The sequence below is a fragment of the Costertonia aggregata genome, from assembly GCF_013402795.1.
Classification (GTDB): Bacteria; Bacteroidota; Bacteroidia; order Flavobacteriales; family Flavobacteriaceae; genus Costertonia; species Costertonia aggregata.
The window spans coordinates 3,765,711-3,780,814 of record NZ_CP058595.1 but is presented as its reverse complement, the minus strand read 5'-3'; the positions used below and the strand labels follow the sequence as shown (position 1 = coordinate 3,780,814).

The following is a 15,104-nucleotide window of genomic DNA, read 5'->3' as shown; positions in this document are numbered from 1 at the left end:
ACCTATGAGAATTATACCAGCAATAGACATTATTGACGGAAAATGTGTTCGGCTCTCCAAAGGAGATTACAACACCAAAAAAATTTATAATGAAAATCCGTTGGAAGTTGCCAAAGAATTTGAGGCGCACGGGATTCGATATTTACATCTGGTCGATTTGGACGGGGCAAAATCAAGGCATATCGTAAACCATAAAGTTTTGGAGCAAATCGCATCAAAAACCAATTTAAAGATAGACTTTGGTGGGGGATTGAAAACGGATGATGATTTGCACATTGCCTTTGAAAGCGGTGCAAACCAAATCACGGGAGGTAGTATTGCCGTTAAAGACAGGGAGACTTTTACAGGTTGGATAGAAGATTATGGTTCGGATAAAATAATTCTAGGAGCGGATGCCTTGGATGAAAAAGTTGCCGTTTCGGGTTGGCAAGAAGAATCAAAAGAAGAATTGCTCCCATTTATAAAATCCTATCAAGAAAAGGGAATTCAATATGTAATTTGTACCGATATAAGTAAGGATGGAATGCTAGAAGGCCCTTCTTTTGATTTATATAAAAAGATAATAGCTTCTCTTGGTTCACTTGAAGTTAAAAAACCACTTAAGCTAATTGCTTCTGGTGGAATTTCAACTTTTCATGAGTTGCCAAAGTTGGCCGAAATTGGTTGCGAAGGCACCATTATCGGAAAAGCGATCTATGAAAACAGAATCAGTCTAAAACAGTTGGAAAATTACATTTTGACAGCATGAGCAACGAAGAAAAAATAGTAGAAGAACTGGTACAGAATACGCTTTATCGAATGGATGAAAACACCCGAATGATCAAGAAAAGTCTGCTAGAGGTGTCTGAGGAGGAAATGTGGTTAAAACCTAATGAGGCATTAAATAGTATTGCCAATTTGATCCTACATCTTTGTGGAAACATCACCCAATATATCATTTCATCACTAGGTGAGACAGAAGATGTGCGCAATCGAGATTTAGAGTTTACGACATCCAATAGCGGAACGAAGGCAGATTTAATAAGCAAACTCGAAGAAACAGTAGACACCGCAAAACGGGTTGTCTTTGATGCAAACATAGACCAATTGTTAAAAACCAGGTCCGTACAAGGGTTTTCTTTTTCCGGGATAGGTATAATAATCCATGCCGTTGAACATTATTCCTATCATACTGGACAGATTGCCTTTTGGGTAAAACAATTAAAAAATAAAGATCTGGGGTTCTATGACGGTATTGATTTGAAAATAAAAAACGAAGAATAGTGCTGGCAAAAAGAATTATTCCATGTTTGGATATCAAAGATGGTCGCACCGTTAAGGGCGTGAATTTTGTAGATTTAAGAGATGCAGGAGACCCTGTGGAATTAGCGGAAGTATATAGCCGAGAAGGTGCCGATGAATTGGTTTTCCTTGATATTTCCGCAACTGAACAGAAGCGAAAAACCCTAGCCGAATTGGTTTATCACGTTGCTGAAAAAGTAAATATACCATTTACTGTTGGGGGCGGCATTTCATCCGTTGAAGATGTGGATATATTATTGCAGAACGGAGCGGACAAGGTTTCCATCAATTCTTCGGCGGTTAAAAATCCCCAGTTGATCAATGATTTGGTAGCCAAGTTTGGTTCACAATGTATTGTAGTGGCGATTGATGCCAAACAAATAGAAGGTAAGTGGATGGTACATTTGGTGGGAGGTAAAGTGCTAACGGAAAAAGAACTATTTTCATGGGCGAAAGAAGTAGAAGAGCGAGGTGCTGGTGAAATATTATTCACCTCAATGGATCACGACGGCACCAAAAATGGATTTGCCAACAGAGCATTGGCCAAGCTGTCGACCGAACTGAACATTCCTATTATCGCCTCTGGAGGTGCAGGTACCATAAAGCACTTTACGGACACCTTTGTTGAAGGAAAAGCAGACGCGGCCTTGGCGGCCAGTGTTTTTCACTTTAAGGAAATAAAAATAACGGACTTGAAAAAAGAATTACAGCGACAGGAAATTCCTGTCCGATTGTAGTATAGGTAAAGACCTATCAAGACCATGAAGAACGAACAATCAAACATATGAAAATAGATTTCGATAAAAACATTGATGGCCTGATACCTGCCATTATCCAAGATGCAACAACAAAAAACGTTCTAATGTTGGGCTACATGAACCAAGAAGCTTTTGATAAAACAAAAGAAACCCAAAAAGTGACTTTTTACAGCCGATCAAAAAAACGATCATGGACGAAGGGAGAGGAAAGCGGTAATTTTTTGAACGTTGTTCACATTAAGAACGATTGTGACGACGATACTTTATTGATTTACGTTAACCCTGCCGGTCCTACATGCCATAAGGGTAGTGATACCTGCTGGAACGAGGAAAACCTATCCAATTTCGGTTTCTTTTCCGAGCTTGAAAAAACAATAGAACAACGTAGAACTTCATCCGAGGCCGATACATCCTATGTTGCTTCCTTGTTCGAAAAGGGAATCAATAAAATAGCACAAAAAGTAGGGGAAGAGGCTGTAGAAGTGGTCATTGAGGCCAAGGACGATAATGATGACCTTTTTTTAAATGAAAGTGCCGACCTTTTATTTCATTATCTCATCTTATTACAAGCCAAAGGTTTTACATTAAACGATATTGAAAATGTATTGAAGAAACGGCAAAAATAATAGATGCCATCGCAATCTATTAAAAGCTCATTTCTTCCTCATCGGGAAGGTCCTGAAAAAGGTAAGACTTCGCCAAAGCCATTCCAACGGACCGTAATTAAAATTGTTCAGCCATAGTTTGCTCGACCAAATTTGCAACAAAATCAGTGCTATGGCGAATGTAAAAGTATATAAATGCCGTAACTCGCCCATAAGTCCAAAACCCCAACCGTAGAGAACCGCTGTGCCAATGATACTCTGCATTACGTAGTTCGTCAAAGCCATTCTACCATAAGGCGCAAATTTAGTCAGCCATTTTTTAGTTTTGACCTTTTTATAAAGGGTCGTAAAAATCGCTATCCAAATGACGGTCATTGCCGCGTTGGCCATATCAACCGCTGAAAGCCCCAACATGGCCGTCCAATTGTTGAATTTGGGGCTTTCGCCCAAACTTGTGAACGCGACCGCCGTTACCCCGATAGAAACTACCAGAACCGTAATAGACCATATAAACACCTTTTTTATCAACTTTCCACTCTGCTTAAAATTTCTAAAAAAATCTGTACGCCCTACGTACAGACCGATCAGAAAAAAGGCAAAAGTAAAATAGCCTCTTCCAAAAATTCCAAATTGATAGTTTAGCTTATCCTTATGTCCATCTATCGCATTGGTTTTGAAAACATCGTGCAAACCACCATTTTTTAATATATCGTAATACTGTACTACTTTCGGGGCATTAGGTGTCATTGCCTCAGAATTGGGCCAGATGCTCGCCCCGTGCGTTAAGGAAAAAACTATATACCTGCCCATTCCTAAAAATAGCAATGCGGAAAAACCTAAAACCCATTTGTTGCCCAGTTTATGAAACGGAATCAAGAATATGCCCAGTATGGCGTATATGGTCAAAATATCGCCCCTATAAAATAGGCTATGCAGATAGCCTATCACCATCAATAAAACCAATCGCCATAAAAACCTACCGCTATATGAAATTCTTTTTTTTGTACTGTTTTCCATTTGTATAAAAAAGCTTAGCCCAAAAAGGAATGAGAACAGCGCAATGAACTTACCGCGTAGTAAAATGGATATGGCGCCATCGATAATATAATCAATAGTGCCCACATGAACCGCTTCGCTAAAACCTTCTGGGGCCATGGCACCAATGTAATTTTCTACCATGTGGCACAGTAAGATTCCTGCGAGCGAAAACCCCCTTAGGGCGTCTATAATTTCGATTCTTTTTGTGATAGGGGTTGCCATAACGATTGTTTTAAGATTGGTTTTCTGAAAGGTACTAAATATAGAGTGCTAATTATAGGGGTATTACCACCAAACCACAAAGATCTTTTCGATTTCTCCGTTCTCCTTTTTCATCCATACCATGGGGGCATTTTCTTTGAGCATTCGTAGATTTATTTCCAAAAGTGTCTCAAAATGGGATTTCCACAATACCTGCCCATGGGGAATAACGACCCATTCGGATTTGAAGGGAATATAAAATTGTAGCCCCTTAAATTCCCTTGAATCAAAGTCGTCAAATTTTAGCCAGTAACCTGTTATGCAGTCTTTTTCCAGAGGTCTTATGTGTGCGGTTTCTGTACCGTATGGCATAAATAATTGGGCCTTGTAACATACTTGGTGATTGATTTTAGCGTGATCTATACCTTTATCGTATAACGCTTGTATGCCCTGCGGAGAATGTAATAAACCAAACTGTTCGTTCTTTATCTTCTCCATCTTGGTAAAAAACATATCCCGTTTGTTGGGTCCCATCAGTTGATGGACCGGTTCGGATATTTTTGTGTTTATGATGTAGAATTTATAGGTAAGTTCAATATGTATTGGCTCTTGGGAATCTATTTTCTCAAGAATAAAATCGATTTCGCCCATAGTCCTCTTCCCATCTTTGATGGGTAAATTATATAAAAGTATTCTGTAGGCTTCGGAATGCTCTATGAGCTGTCTGAAAACATATTCCATTTGATGTCCCAACCTAATATTGTTCGGTATGGGTTTTGGTATAAAGGATTCTACATTGATTTTTGGAAAAACGAATTGGGTAATATTGAATTGTTTATTTTGCCATAGGGGCGGTGTTTTTAAGAATCCTATGCATTGTCTTTGAAGTTGTTCCTCTAACATAATCCCCACAAATTTATAGTATTATCAAATCAGATTTAGTATTAAAAGTTTTCATTTACCCGAGTTGCGTTAAGTTTTCTTAAAAACGAATACAGATGCTGTTAAAAGTATTATTTTTATAGTATGGCTATGAATACAAGAAAAGGGTTCCGCTTTGTGCCCTATGAAGCTCCGGAACAAACTCCTTTTGATAAACTTTTTGAGATTTTTCAGGAACTCATTACCCATACTTCTGGCGATTTTGATGAGGCTATTGACTGGTTGCGAGAGCTTGATAAGGAATATGTACTTACCACCGAGGAGTACACTATCGATGATTTTATAGAGGATTTAAAGGCAAAAGGATACATACGGGAAGAATTTGAAGATGGTGGCGGACAAATGGGAGAGGAGGGCGAAGAAGGCGATGGTTCGGGTAACGGTACGATATCGATTACCGCTAAAATGGAACGTATTATTCGCCAACGGGCATTGGACCAAATTTTTGGAAAATTGAAACGAAGCGGTGCCGGAAACCATAAAACCGGAAAATCTGGCCAAGGCGATGAACATACGGGCGATTTTAGGGAATACCGATATGGTGATGGTTTGGAACATATCTCTATGACCGAAAGCCTAAAAAATGCGCAAGTAAATCACGGTATCGGTAGTTTTAATCTAAGTGAGGAGGATCTTGTCGTAGAAGACACCCAGTACAAGGCCCAAATGAGCACTATTTTGATGATCGATATTAGCCATAGTATGATTTTATATGGGGAAGATAGGATTACACCGGCGAAAAAGGTGGCTATGGCACTTTCGGAACTCATTACCACACGTTATCCCAAAGACACATTGGATATATTGGTATTCGGGAACGATGCTTGGCCCATACCCATCAAAGACCTACCCTATTTAAAGGTGGGGCCGTACCATACCAATACCGTTGCAGGATTACAGCTGGCGATGGATATGCTGCGAAGAAAACGAAATACCAACAAACAGATTTTTATGATTACCGATGGTAAGCCCAGCTGCCTTCGAATGCCCGATGGCACCTATTATAAAAATAGTGTAGGCCTTGACGACTATATTGTGGAGAAATGCTACAACATGGCACGGCAAGCGCGAAAACTTCATATTCCCATTACCACCTTTATGATTGCCCAAGACCCGTATCTTATGCAATTCATACGTCATTTTACCGAAGCCAATAAAGGCAAGGCATTTTTTACCGGATTAAAAGGTTTGGGGGAAATGATTTTTGAGGATTATGAAAACAACAGAAGAAAAAGATTGAAGTGATATGAAAAGTCATCTTCAATTATCCGATTTGGAATTTGAAAGACAATTTCAGCATTGTGAGTTAAATCCGGTCTTATTCAACCATGAGGCACATTTGCGACTGGCATGGATACATATCAAAAAATATGGCATCGGTAATGCACTATCGAACATACAATTTCAATTAAAAAAATTTGTAGTGCATGTGGGAGCGGAAGATAAATATAATTCAACGCTAACCGTTGCCGCTATCAAGGCGGTCTATCATTTTATGCTCAAGTCAACGTCGAATATTTTTGAAGATTTTATTAGAGAACTTCCAAGGCTTAAAAATAATTTTAGAGAACTCATTAACGCACATTACGGATTCGATATTTTTGATTCTAAACAAGCAAAATCAAGATTCTTGGAACCGGATTTATTACCATTTGATTAAAAAAACATGAAATTGAAAAAAGAAAAAATCCCCACTTTGGGGGAACTCAAAAAAGCAGGCTATCAAACCAAAAGCATTAGGGATGAACTGCGTGATAACCTTAGGGAAAAAATCAAGAACGGGGAAGATACCTTTGAAGGGGTTTGGGGCTACGAAAATTCGGTAATCCCGGAATTGGAAAGAGCTATTTTGTCTCGGCACAACATCAATTTATTGGGACTTCGTGGGCAGGCAAAAACACGTTTGGCGAGATTGATGGTTCATTTATTGGATGAATGGATTCCTGTGGTAGAAGGTTCGGAAATCAATGATGACCCACTACGACCGATGTCACGCTATGCGATAGAGACAATAAAGGAAAAAGGAGATAAAACTCCCATAACATGGATGCACAGAAATGAGCGGTTTTATGAAAAACTGGCCACGCCAGACGTTACGGTAGCGGATTTAATAGGTGACGTAGACCCAATAAAAGCGGCAAATCTAAAACTTTCATATGCCGATGACCGGGTAATCCATTTTGGAATGATCCCTCGTGCCAACCGTTGTATATTCGTTATCAATGAACTACCAGATTTACAAGCTCGTATTCAAGTATCGCTTTTTAATATCTTGGAAGAGGGCGATATACAGATTAGGGGCTTTAAGTTGCGACTGCCTTTGGACATCCAATTTGTGTTCACGGCGAACCCAGAAGACTACACCAACAGGGGCAGTATCGTTACGCCTTTAAAAGATAGGATTGGTTCACAGATTCTGACCCACTATCCCGATGATATTGAAACGGCACGTAAAATCACGCAACAGGAATCCAATTTGGATGATAGGCAGGTCGATGCCGTATACGTTCCCGATATCGCCAAAGATCTATTGGAACAAATAAGTTTTGAGGCACGAAACAGCGAGTATGTAGATGCCAAAAGTGGGGTAAGTGCCCGTACCAGCATCACGGCTTTTGAGAACCTTTTGAGTACAGCGGAGCGTAGGGCACTGTTGACCGGAGCAGAGAAAACCATGGTACGGTTAAGTGATTTTCTCGGGGTTATCCCGGCAATAACGGGAAAAATAGAATTGGTATACGAAGGGGAACAAGAGGGTGCCGATGGTGTAGCGGCAATTTTAATCGATGATGCCGTAAAGTCCGTATTCCCACAGTATTTTCCCGAGATAAACAAGTTGGAACGTAAAAACGAGGAAACACCCTACGATGAGTTGCTGCATTGGTTTTTTCAAGGCGAAGGTTTTGAGCTTTTGGATGATTTTACCGATGCCGAATACAAACGTACCTTGGACAGTATTCCGGAACTGAATCAATTGGTAAAGGACCATCAGCCGGATTTTCCCAAAACGGATATCTATTTTCTAAAAGAACTCTTGCTTTGGGGTTTGGTATCCCATAAAAAACTCAGCAAACATCGTTTTGAGGATGGGTACCAGTTTAAGGATTTATATGGTAGCTATATCAGCGGCCTTTAATAACAAAAACAAATAACCTATTTCTTTTCGAATGTATTGAATTCATAAAAACAATAAATAGTGAGTAATTTATAGCGTTTCAAATGTATGTAGATAACTGGTTTAATATACTTAATAGCTCTCATTTCAAGGAAAATCTCATTTTAGATTGGGAAAGTCTTTTGAATAAAGATTTGACGGAAAACCATTACCAAACATATCTATCTAACAACGCAGGATTTTTCATGGCCAATGAAAACTGTCATGTAGTTATATCAAAATTGAAACTTGGGAGTGAATTAGAGACCGATTTCGTTACTCTTTCGGATGGTTTTAGCAATGGAAACAAGTTTGAGTTATTTGAAATTAAACGGCCAAGAGCAAAACTCTTTAACTCTAGAGGTATAATGACTTCAGATTTCAATCGAGCTACCCAACAAATAAGAGACTGGAAAAGATGGCTTATCGACAATCCTTCCTGGTTTAAAAAATACTTACCGACAATTTCTACACGTGTAATTACAGATAGTCATTTGAGATTTAAAATTATTATTGGAAGGAGAACAAACAATCCTTATGAAATCGAAAAAAGAAATCAAATTTCAAAAGAAATTGGAGCCGAAATAAGGTCATTTGATTATTTGACTGATAAGCTAAAATCAAAACAATTTTATAGATTTACTTGGCTCCCTGATGAAAACGAAGATTATGAAGAACAATTGGCAAATCCGTTTTTTAAAGCGTTTTCGGATTCTGAATGGAAAAATTTCTGTAATAGTAGAAAACTAGCTAAATTTCATTTTTATACCAAACACCATAAAGAAATTCTTAATTTGAGACAGTATAATACTTTATAAAATTAACTTTTAATTTAAAACCCCTTCCATTTGGCTACATTTGAAAGGGGTTTTTTCATAGCAATTGTTTCCCGTTCATATCTGATAGGCAGGCAAGTTGAAAATAAATGAGCTACCTTCTTTTGGTTTGCTCAAGACGGTTATGGTAGTATCATGCAGGTCCATAATGCGTTTTACGATGGCAAGGCCCAGACCATACCCCTGTTTTTTGGCACTTTTATCTACCTGTTTATATCGGTCAAAAATAAAAGGTTGCTCGTTCGTAGGGATGCCTGTTCCGGTATCGGTAATATCAATTTCAATATTTTTTCCTTTTTTGTGCAAGCTCAAGGTAACCTTACCGTTGGGCTGTGTGTATTTTATGGCATTTTCGATTAGGTTCTGTAACGCCCGTTCTACCAAACTAACATCGGCAAAAACCATACAGTTTTCTTCGGGATTATCCAGTTGCAGATCTATTTGTTTCTGTTTTGCCAAGACCTTGAACTTGGCTATCAAATCATGGGAAAGCTCGGTAATGGAAAAAGGTTCCTTGATCGGGGTTACTTGCTCCGCTTCCAGCTTTGAATAATCGAACAACTGATTGATCAAGTTGGATAATTTATCAATATTGTCATGTGTAATCTGTAAATATTCATCTTTCTCCTTTTCGGTCAAGGAGTCCCGTTTTATTTGAAGGGTTTCCACATAGCCTTTCAAAATGGCCAAAGGTGTTCTTAGGTCATGGGAAACATTGGCAATCAATTCTCGTCGTAGCGTATCCACAGATTTCATTTTATCCATATTGCTCACAATCGTATCGGCCATATCATTAAAGGAATGTGCGAATACCTCAATATCCGATCTTTCCGGGTTTTCGATTCTCGCCTCTAAATCACCCTCTTGGAATTTACGAACGGTCCTCGTAATCAACCTTAGGTTCTTCGTCAAAAACCAAATGCTCAACAAGCCGATAATAGCCGCAAAAAACATGGTCAACAAGGTAGCACCAATGCCAAGCTTGGTAAAATATTGTCCTAAAAGATTGTTACTGATCAGTTCAAACTCTTTTCCCGCCAAAATGATATAAATAAAGCCCTCTTGGCCATCAACCGAAAATGGGGCAGCTGAAAAAATCTTCTGCTCTCCTGGGTTTAAGGGGTCGTCCCCGATTACAAACTCGGTGCCATTGGTTTTTAAAAAGGTTTGTATAGGTGCCAGCGAAACTGTTTTGGTAGGCTCATTTTCATTATGCTCCAAAACAACGGAATATTGTATGTCACCCGTTTTATTTAAAAGATAAACTTCTATACCGCGGTTCACCGCCATCATATCGTGCATGAGATCACCGAACAGTTCTTTGTTAACGCTCCCATCTTGCAAAAAGGGGGATGCACTTTGAAATTTTTCTTGGATAACGTGTTCCGCTACCTTGGCATTTACACGTTGTGTAATGGCTTGGTTATGTTTATTGGTGAGATATCCCGTAATAAAAATATAGGATGCTCCCATTAAAATAATGATGAGGATAAAAGCTACCCATAACTTTTTTACCAGACGGGGCGTTAATGTTTTTTCGGTTTTGCTCATAAAATACTGTCTTCATTAAACTTATAGCCAACGCCCCATGTAGTCAAAATATAAGTTGGATTGGTCATATCCGATTCAATTTTGGCCCGTAATCGGTTGATATGCGAATTAACGGTATGCTCGTAACCTTCAAAATTGTAGCCCCAAATCATGTTCAACAATTCGGTTCGTGTGTAGTTTCTACCAGGGTTGGAAGCCATAAGGACCAAAAGCTCGAATTCTTTTGGGGATAGCTCAATTTTTTGATTGCCCAGTACGACCTTGCGTTTATCGACATCTATATGAAGACCTTCCGCAGCTATCGAGGAAGAGTCTTTTTGATGGTCCGGTTTACTATCCGTTCGCCGCATAACGGCCTTTATCCTTGCCAAGAGCTCTCGAATGCTAAATGGTTTTGTTATGTAATCGTCAGCACCTATTTCCAAGCCCAAAACCCGGTCTATCTCTTCAGATTTTGCCGTGAGCATTATTACCGGGGTATTTTTCTTCGCCCTCAACTTTTTACAGATTTCGACGCCATCAAGTGTGGGCAGGGTCAAATCCAACAATATGAGGTCATAATCGTTTTCCAAGGCCATTTTTAAGCCTAGGGCTCCGTCCATAGCCTTGGAGGTTTTGTATATTGAGTCGGTAAGATGAATCTCTAAAAGTCTAACGATTTCCAGGTCATCCTCTATGATAAGTATATGCTTCATAATTACAATACGAAAAAAAATAAAAAGTATCACATAACTATCACGACCGCTATATTGATACTACGAAATAATAAACGTTATGCATGTAATAGCCGTAAAGGCATAACTTTCCTTACAGGAATGCTAAGAATTGGAATAGGAAAACCAAAAATTATTGCCAAGAATCCATATTCTCGTTAAAACTGGAAAAATCATATGGGCCTACCGATTTTCTCCTGTGCCCAAAAGTCAACAAGGTCACAAAAAGCAAGACGACATATAAACCAACCGTGGTATTGCCCAAGGGAACAAACGTTGATGGCAGAACAAAGTTTTCAAAGTCGTGATAACTCGTAACCACCAAAACAGAATCTACGGTTTTATAGAGGTAAACCAGGAAAATAAGATAAAGTGAATATTCCAGATTTCTCATGGGAACATCAGGATATTCATTTTCGGTAATTTTGAACCAAACTGCGTATAGGTATATAAAGTGGACTATAGTCAGTATCGGGAAGATGTAATTATCAAGCTTAAAAAAGTAAAACTTATCCGTATAGATACCGTAAAAGCCGAGAATACATAACGATATTAATGTAATAACGGAAATCAACAAGGTAACCTTCCAAGAAAAAATTCGTAACATCAATTTCATTACACTGGTTTTAGAGACTTCGGGGGATCCACGTTTGAAATTAAAGAACGGAATGAATTTTTATTTATTTAAAAATAATCGATAAAGGGTTTGCCAATGTTGGCTATGTGTAAAAAAGTGTTGAGAAAAAATAAAAATCTTTGGCTTTCTCGATTTTGGTATTTGTTAATCTTTACCGCTGTTGAGTAATATGTCTTTGATTTCAGCCTCATTGGTCTCAAAGGCATTTCTAATAGTTTCAATACGTTTTCCGTAATCGTCTATTTCGGTTACCGTGCAATACAGGTTAAATGTGCCCCTACCAAAAAATGTACCGTCTGGCTTAACGGACAAGGGTATGGGGAACATCCAGCCCGAAGTCTTTGAAAGTAATTTGGAATTGCTGTCATACGCCTTTCCCAATTCTATATTCGACAATACAAATGAGGTATTCGCAGTTTCCGCGGTTCTGTACTCTTGGTTGATATCGATCCAAAAAGAGACCATTCGTATATCAATGATAACGTCCAAAGTTGAATCGTTTTGCAAAAGCTTGGCTTTGCTCTTATCTATTTTTAAAGCTACAGGCTGTACAGCGATAAAGGTTCTGCTGGCATCGGTATTGAACTTGAATTCCATTTTGGAAACGGTTTCCGGGCCCTTGCCCAAATCTGCCTTACGATCGATGACAAAAGACCTATAGTTCATTGACCTATCTTTGGAAGAAGCATCTGTATAAAAATTGGAATCACTTATTTCCGCTTGATACATACCCGTAAATTTTCCAGCTTCATTTTCCAGTATCTGTTTTACCTTACCAATACCAAAGTCTACCAAAAACGGGGTAATGGAAGAAAATGCCAATGTATTGGGCTGATTTTCTTGGGGATATTTGTTCAAGGTCAGCGTAACTGTTTCTCCTTTTCTGTGAAAACTATCCTTATTGGCGGAGCAACCTAACAGTACGATAAACGAAAAAAGCAAAAAAGTAGTTGTAGAGCGATTCATAGCTGTTGATTTTGGGTAATGAACTACAAAGTACAAAATTGTTTTGTAGGAATTCGTTACATCCGAATATGATGCTCTAATTATTCTTAATATTGATATCTCAAATCATAAGCATAGCATCCATGCAAAAAAAAAGACACTGTTATATCATCAAGGTTCAATTTTTGGGGTTCCGGTACAGTGGGTGGCAAAAACAGCCCGGTCAAAAAACGGTAGAGGGCATGATTCACAAAACCTTAAAGTTCATATTACCCAATATATCGTTCAAAATTCTGGGTGCCGGTAGGACCGATGCCAAGGTATCTGCATTACAGACCGCTTTTGAAATATTTTTGGAACACCCGTTACCGGATATGGATGCATTTTTGACCGATTTTAATAGAAACCTCCCTTCGGACATCAAAGTACTGAACTGTACGCCCATAAGCAGTGATTTTAATATTATACAAGATTCAAAATCAAAAGAGTATCTATATCTTTTTTCTTACGGACAAAAAAACCATCCGTTCTGTGCCTCTTATTTGACCAATTGTATTGACGAACTTGATATTGACCTTATGATAAAAGCGGCGAAACTTTATGAGGGTACTCATGATTTTAGGGCCTACACCGCAAAACCCAAAGCCAATAAAAAACTGGTGAGAACGGTGGACTCTTGCGAGATATTGGAAAATAAGATACTAAAAGCTAATTTTTTCCCTAAAAAAAGTTACCTGTTAAAAGTAACCGGAAAAGGTTTTATGCGCTATCAAATCAGGCTGATGATGGGGGCGTTAATGCAGCTGGGTAGGGGAGAACTTGGTATTTTGGATATTAAAACATCATTGGAGGAGGGGAACACAATGCAATTAAATTATGTGGCACCTGGTTCGGGGCTCATTTTACATAAAATCGATTTTGAATGAACCAAGTGCCTAATTGGGATGCTATATTTTTTATGACACTATTTTATAAAGTTGGTTTGTCGTTTCATGGGGCCAAGCGACGAGGAATCCTCTAATATTAAGTAACCATAGGATTTCCCATTACGTTGAAAAAGACAATTTACCCTTAAACACCTTGGAAAACAAGGTGACTATGGCCCAGTTGGGAGGTTTTACCTTTCACCGAACGATTATTATATTTCCATAGCACTTTTAGTATATTTAGGCAAAACTTGGTAATGCAAAAAAAGAAAATGACCAACCCATTACATCGAAGAAAAAAATCCAGGGCAAAAGACAAAATCGGCAAAGCACCCGGTACCGTGACTTATTTGGGAGATAGGGAAAAAACCCAAAGTACAGTACATACCATAGAGTATGACGATGAAAGTGTTGCCGAGGATTTTACAAATGATATTGATGCCATTCTGGTACATAACGATTCCAAATCCACTTCATGGATTGATGTCGTGGGTATCAACGATGAGGCCTATATCGAGAATCTGGGAAAACGGTTCGGGTTAAATTCACTTTTGCTCGAAGATGCGGTAAATACCTTGCAGAGACCAAAGATTGACGAATATGACAACCATATTTTCGGGGTGTTCAAAATGCTCTATATCAATGATGCCGAAGAACTGGTCAGCGAGCATATGGCCATGGTACTGTTGGAAAATACGGTTTTGGTGTTTCAGGAACTCAAAGAGGATGTTTTTGAAGGGGTCCGCACCAGAATACGTACCAAACACGGTCGTATTCGCACACGTGGGGCCGATTACTTGTTCTTTGCGTTATTGGATGCCATTATTGATAATTATTTTACGGTGTTGGAACACATCAATCATAAAATCGAGGTATTGGAAGAGCAAGTATATGAAAATCCCAAACCCGAAGTTGCGCAAAAAATACAGGAACTTAAAAAAGAAGTACTCAAAGTACGCCGCTGGATATTTCCCGTAAAAGAACTGGTCAGTAGGCTTATAGATACGGAAAGCCCTTTGATAAAAAAGGACACCAAACTGTTCTTACGGGATGTTTTGGACCATTCCGTAGAGATTAACGAAACCCTTCAGATTTATAGGGAAATGAGCATGAGCCTTATGGAAATGTATATGAGCAATATGAGCAATAAAATGAACGAGGTCATGAAGGTGCTTACCATAATGGCCTCTATTTTTATCCCTTTGACTTTTATAGCAGGTATTTATGGGATGAATTTTGACCACATGCCCGAACTGCATTGGGAACACGGGTATCTTTATGTGTGGGGCATTATGATTTTTCTCTTGCTTTTTATGTTAATTTATTTTAGAAAAAAGGGTTGGCTTTAACGTTCCTTATGTTAATTCTTCCCAACACACGTTAAAGACCGTTAAATCACTTGACTTTTTTTGAATATCCCATATATTAATGGTGTTGGATAATTAAATACATTCTTTCTAATCAGGCATCCGCTGAAAACGCCAAGACTCTATTGGCACAAAAAGAACTTCACTCCA

General features: G+C 38.7%; 16 protein-coding genes. 10 read left to right on the top strand and 6 right to left on the bottom strand.

Going from position 1 to position 15,104, the window contains the following annotated elements:
- Window positions 1-4: 4 nt before the first annotated feature.
- The 4 genes from hisA to hisIE are packed head-to-tail and all read left to right on the top strand — an operon-like array spanning window position 5 to window position 2,665.
- Window positions 5-748, top strand: a complete 744-nt coding sequence (hisA, locus tag HYG79_RS17370; RefSeq protein WP_179243328.1) for a 1-(5-phosphoribosyl)-5-[(5-phosphoribosylamino)methylideneamino]imidazole-4-carboxamide isomerase — start codon at window positions 5-7, stop codon at window positions 746-748.
- Window positions 745-1,263: a DinB family protein gene (locus HYG79_RS17365; protein ID WP_179243327.1), complete on the top strand. Its 519-nt coding sequence runs from the start codon at window positions 745-747 to the stop codon at window positions 1,261-1,263. Before hisA ends, HYG79_RS17365 begins: the two co-directional genes overlap by 4 nt.
- The gene (gene hisF / locus HYG79_RS17360) at window positions 1,263-2,018 is read left to right on the top strand and encodes an imidazole glycerol phosphate synthase subunit HisF (RefSeq protein WP_179243326.1); all 756 of its coding nucleotides are present in this window, start codon (window positions 1,263-1,265) and stop codon (window positions 2,016-2,018) included. Before HYG79_RS17365 ends, hisF begins: the two co-directional genes overlap by 1 nt.
- Window positions 2,019-2,056: 38 nt before the next feature.
- Window positions 2,057-2,665: a bifunctional phosphoribosyl-AMP cyclohydrolase/phosphoribosyl-ATP diphosphatase HisIE gene (gene hisIE, locus HYG79_RS17355; RefSeq protein ID WP_262889005.1), complete on the top strand. Its 609-nt coding sequence runs from the start codon at window positions 2,057-2,059 to the stop codon at window positions 2,663-2,665.
- A gap of 27 nt (window positions 2,666-2,692) precedes the next feature.
- On the opposite strand, the gene HYG79_RS17350 is transcribed toward hisIE, so the two are convergent.
- Together HYG79_RS17350 and HYG79_RS17345 are read right to left on the bottom strand one after the other, a co-directional pair.
- Entirely contained in the window at window positions 2,693-3,904 is a 1,212-nt protein-coding gene (locus tag HYG79_RS17350; protein WP_179243324.1) for a DUF418 domain-containing protein, read from the bottom strand.
- 63 nt (window positions 3,905-3,967) lie between these two features.
- A complete protein-coding gene (locus HYG79_RS17345) occupies window positions 3,968-4,786 on the bottom strand; it encodes a DUF1853 family protein (RefSeq protein ID WP_179243323.1) in 819 nt (272 codons plus the stop codon).
- A 123-nt stretch (window positions 4,787-4,909) separates the two neighbouring features.
- On the opposite strand from HYG79_RS17345, the gene HYG79_RS17340 reads away from it, so the two are divergent.
- The 4 genes from HYG79_RS17340 to HYG79_RS17325 all read left to right on the top strand — a co-directional run bounded on the left by HYG79_RS17340 (window position 4,910) and on the right by HYG79_RS17325 (window position 8,797).
- Window positions 4,910-6,070 (top strand): vWA domain-containing protein, encoded by a 1,161-nt coding sequence (locus tag HYG79_RS17340; protein ID WP_179243322.1) that lies wholly within the window; start codon window positions 4,910-4,912, stop codon window positions 6,068-6,070.
- A gap of 1 nt (window position 6,071) precedes the next feature.
- Window positions 6,072-6,485, top strand: coding sequence for a hypothetical protein (locus HYG79_RS17335; protein ID WP_179243321.1), 414 nt, complete (start codon window positions 6,072-6,074; stop codon window positions 6,483-6,485).
- A gap of 6 nt (window positions 6,486-6,491) precedes the next feature.
- Window positions 6,492-7,961 (top strand): AAA family ATPase, encoded by a 1,470-nt coding sequence (locus HYG79_RS17330; RefSeq protein WP_179243320.1) that lies wholly within the window; start codon window positions 6,492-6,494, stop codon window positions 7,959-7,961.
- An 83-nt stretch (window positions 7,962-8,044) separates the two neighbouring features.
- A complete protein-coding gene (locus HYG79_RS17325) occupies window positions 8,045-8,797 on the top strand; it encodes a Shedu anti-phage system protein SduA domain-containing protein (RefSeq protein WP_179243319.1) in 753 nt (250 codons plus the stop codon).
- Between the two features lie 75 nt (window positions 8,798-8,872).
- Here HYG79_RS17325 and HYG79_RS17320 read toward each other — a convergent pair whose 3' ends face one another.
- The 4 genes from HYG79_RS17320 to HYG79_RS17305 form a co-directional block, all read right to left on the bottom strand.
- Window positions 8,873-10,366 carry a sensor histidine kinase gene (locus tag HYG79_RS17320; protein ID WP_179243318.1) on the bottom strand — a complete coding sequence of 498 codons (1,494 nt, stop codon included), beginning with the start codon at window positions 10,364-10,366 and terminating at the stop codon, window positions 8,873-8,875.
- Window positions 10,363-11,061 (bottom strand): response regulator transcription factor, encoded by a 699-nt coding sequence (locus HYG79_RS17315; RefSeq protein WP_179243317.1) that lies wholly within the window; start codon window positions 11,059-11,061, stop codon window positions 10,363-10,365. Before HYG79_RS17315 ends, HYG79_RS17320 begins: the two co-directional genes overlap by 4 nt.
- Window positions 11,062-11,212: 151 nt before the next feature.
- Window positions 11,213-11,695, bottom strand: coding sequence for a hypothetical protein (locus HYG79_RS17310; RefSeq protein WP_179243316.1), 483 nt, complete (start codon window positions 11,693-11,695; stop codon window positions 11,213-11,215).
- Window positions 11,696-11,860: 165 nt separating this feature from the next.
- Entirely contained in the window at window positions 11,861-12,682 is an 822-nt protein-coding gene (locus tag HYG79_RS17305) for a hypothetical protein (RefSeq protein WP_179243315.1), read from the bottom strand.
- A gap of 122 nt (window positions 12,683-12,804) precedes the next feature.
- On the opposite strand from HYG79_RS17305, the gene HYG79_RS17300 reads away from it, so the two are divergent.
- Window positions 12,805-13,587 (top strand): tRNA pseudouridine synthase A, encoded by a 783-nt coding sequence (locus tag HYG79_RS17300; protein WP_179243314.1) that lies wholly within the window; start codon window positions 12,805-12,807, stop codon window positions 13,585-13,587.
- A 257-nt stretch (window positions 13,588-13,844) separates the two neighbouring features.
- Window positions 13,845-14,936 (top strand): magnesium/cobalt transporter CorA, encoded by a 1,092-nt coding sequence (gene corA, locus HYG79_RS17295; protein WP_179243313.1) that lies wholly within the window; start codon window positions 13,845-13,847, stop codon window positions 14,934-14,936.
- Window positions 14,937-15,104 lie beyond the last annotated feature (168 nt).

Excerpts from the sequence above, each read along its gene's own strand:
- hisA (WP_179243328.1), top strand. The coding sequence starts at position 5 with ATGAGAATTATACCAGCAATAGACATTATTGACGGAAAATGTGTTCGG.
- HYG79_RS17365 (WP_179243327.1), top strand. The coding sequence starts at position 745 with ATGAGCAACGAAGAAAAAATAGTAGAAGAACTGGTACAGAATACGCTT.
- HYG79_RS17350 (WP_179243324.1), bottom strand. The coding sequence starts at position 3,904 with ATGGCAACCCCTATCACAAAAAGAATCGAAATTATAGACGCCCTAAGG.
- HYG79_RS17345 (WP_179243323.1), bottom strand. The coding sequence starts at position 4,786 with ATGTTAGAGGAACAACTTCAAAGACAATGCATAGGATTCTTAAAAACA.
- HYG79_RS17340 (WP_179243322.1), top strand. The coding sequence starts at position 4,910 with ATGGCTATGAATACAAGAAAAGGGTTCCGCTTTGTGCCCTATGAAGCT.
- HYG79_RS17335 (WP_179243321.1), top strand. The coding sequence starts at position 6,072 with ATGAAAAGTCATCTTCAATTATCCGATTTGGAATTTGAAAGACAATTT.
- HYG79_RS17330 (WP_179243320.1), top strand. The coding sequence starts at position 6,492 with ATGAAATTGAAAAAAGAAAAAATCCCCACTTTGGGGGAACTCAAAAAA.
- HYG79_RS17325 (WP_179243319.1), top strand. The coding sequence starts at position 8,045 with ATGTATGTAGATAACTGGTTTAATATACTTAATAGCTCTCATTTCAAG.
- HYG79_RS17320 (WP_179243318.1), bottom strand. The coding sequence starts at position 10,366 with ATGAGCAAAACCGAAAAAACATTAACGCCCCGTCTGGTAAAAAAGTTA.
- HYG79_RS17315 (WP_179243317.1), bottom strand. The coding sequence starts at position 11,061 with ATGAAGCATATACTTATCATAGAGGATGACCTGGAAATCGTTAGACTT.
- HYG79_RS17310 (WP_179243316.1), bottom strand. The coding sequence starts at position 11,695 with ATGAAATTGATGTTACGAATTTTTTCTTGGAAGGTTACCTTGTTGATT.
- HYG79_RS17305 (WP_179243315.1), bottom strand. The coding sequence starts at position 12,682 with ATGAATCGCTCTACAACTACTTTTTTGCTTTTTTCGTTTATCGTACTG.
- HYG79_RS17300 (WP_179243314.1), top strand. The coding sequence starts at position 12,805 with ATGCAAAAAAAAAGACACTGTTATATCATCAAGGTTCAATTTTTGGGG.
- corA (WP_179243313.1), top strand. The coding sequence starts at position 13,845 with ATGCAAAAAAAGAAAATGACCAACCCATTACATCGAAGAAAAAAATCC.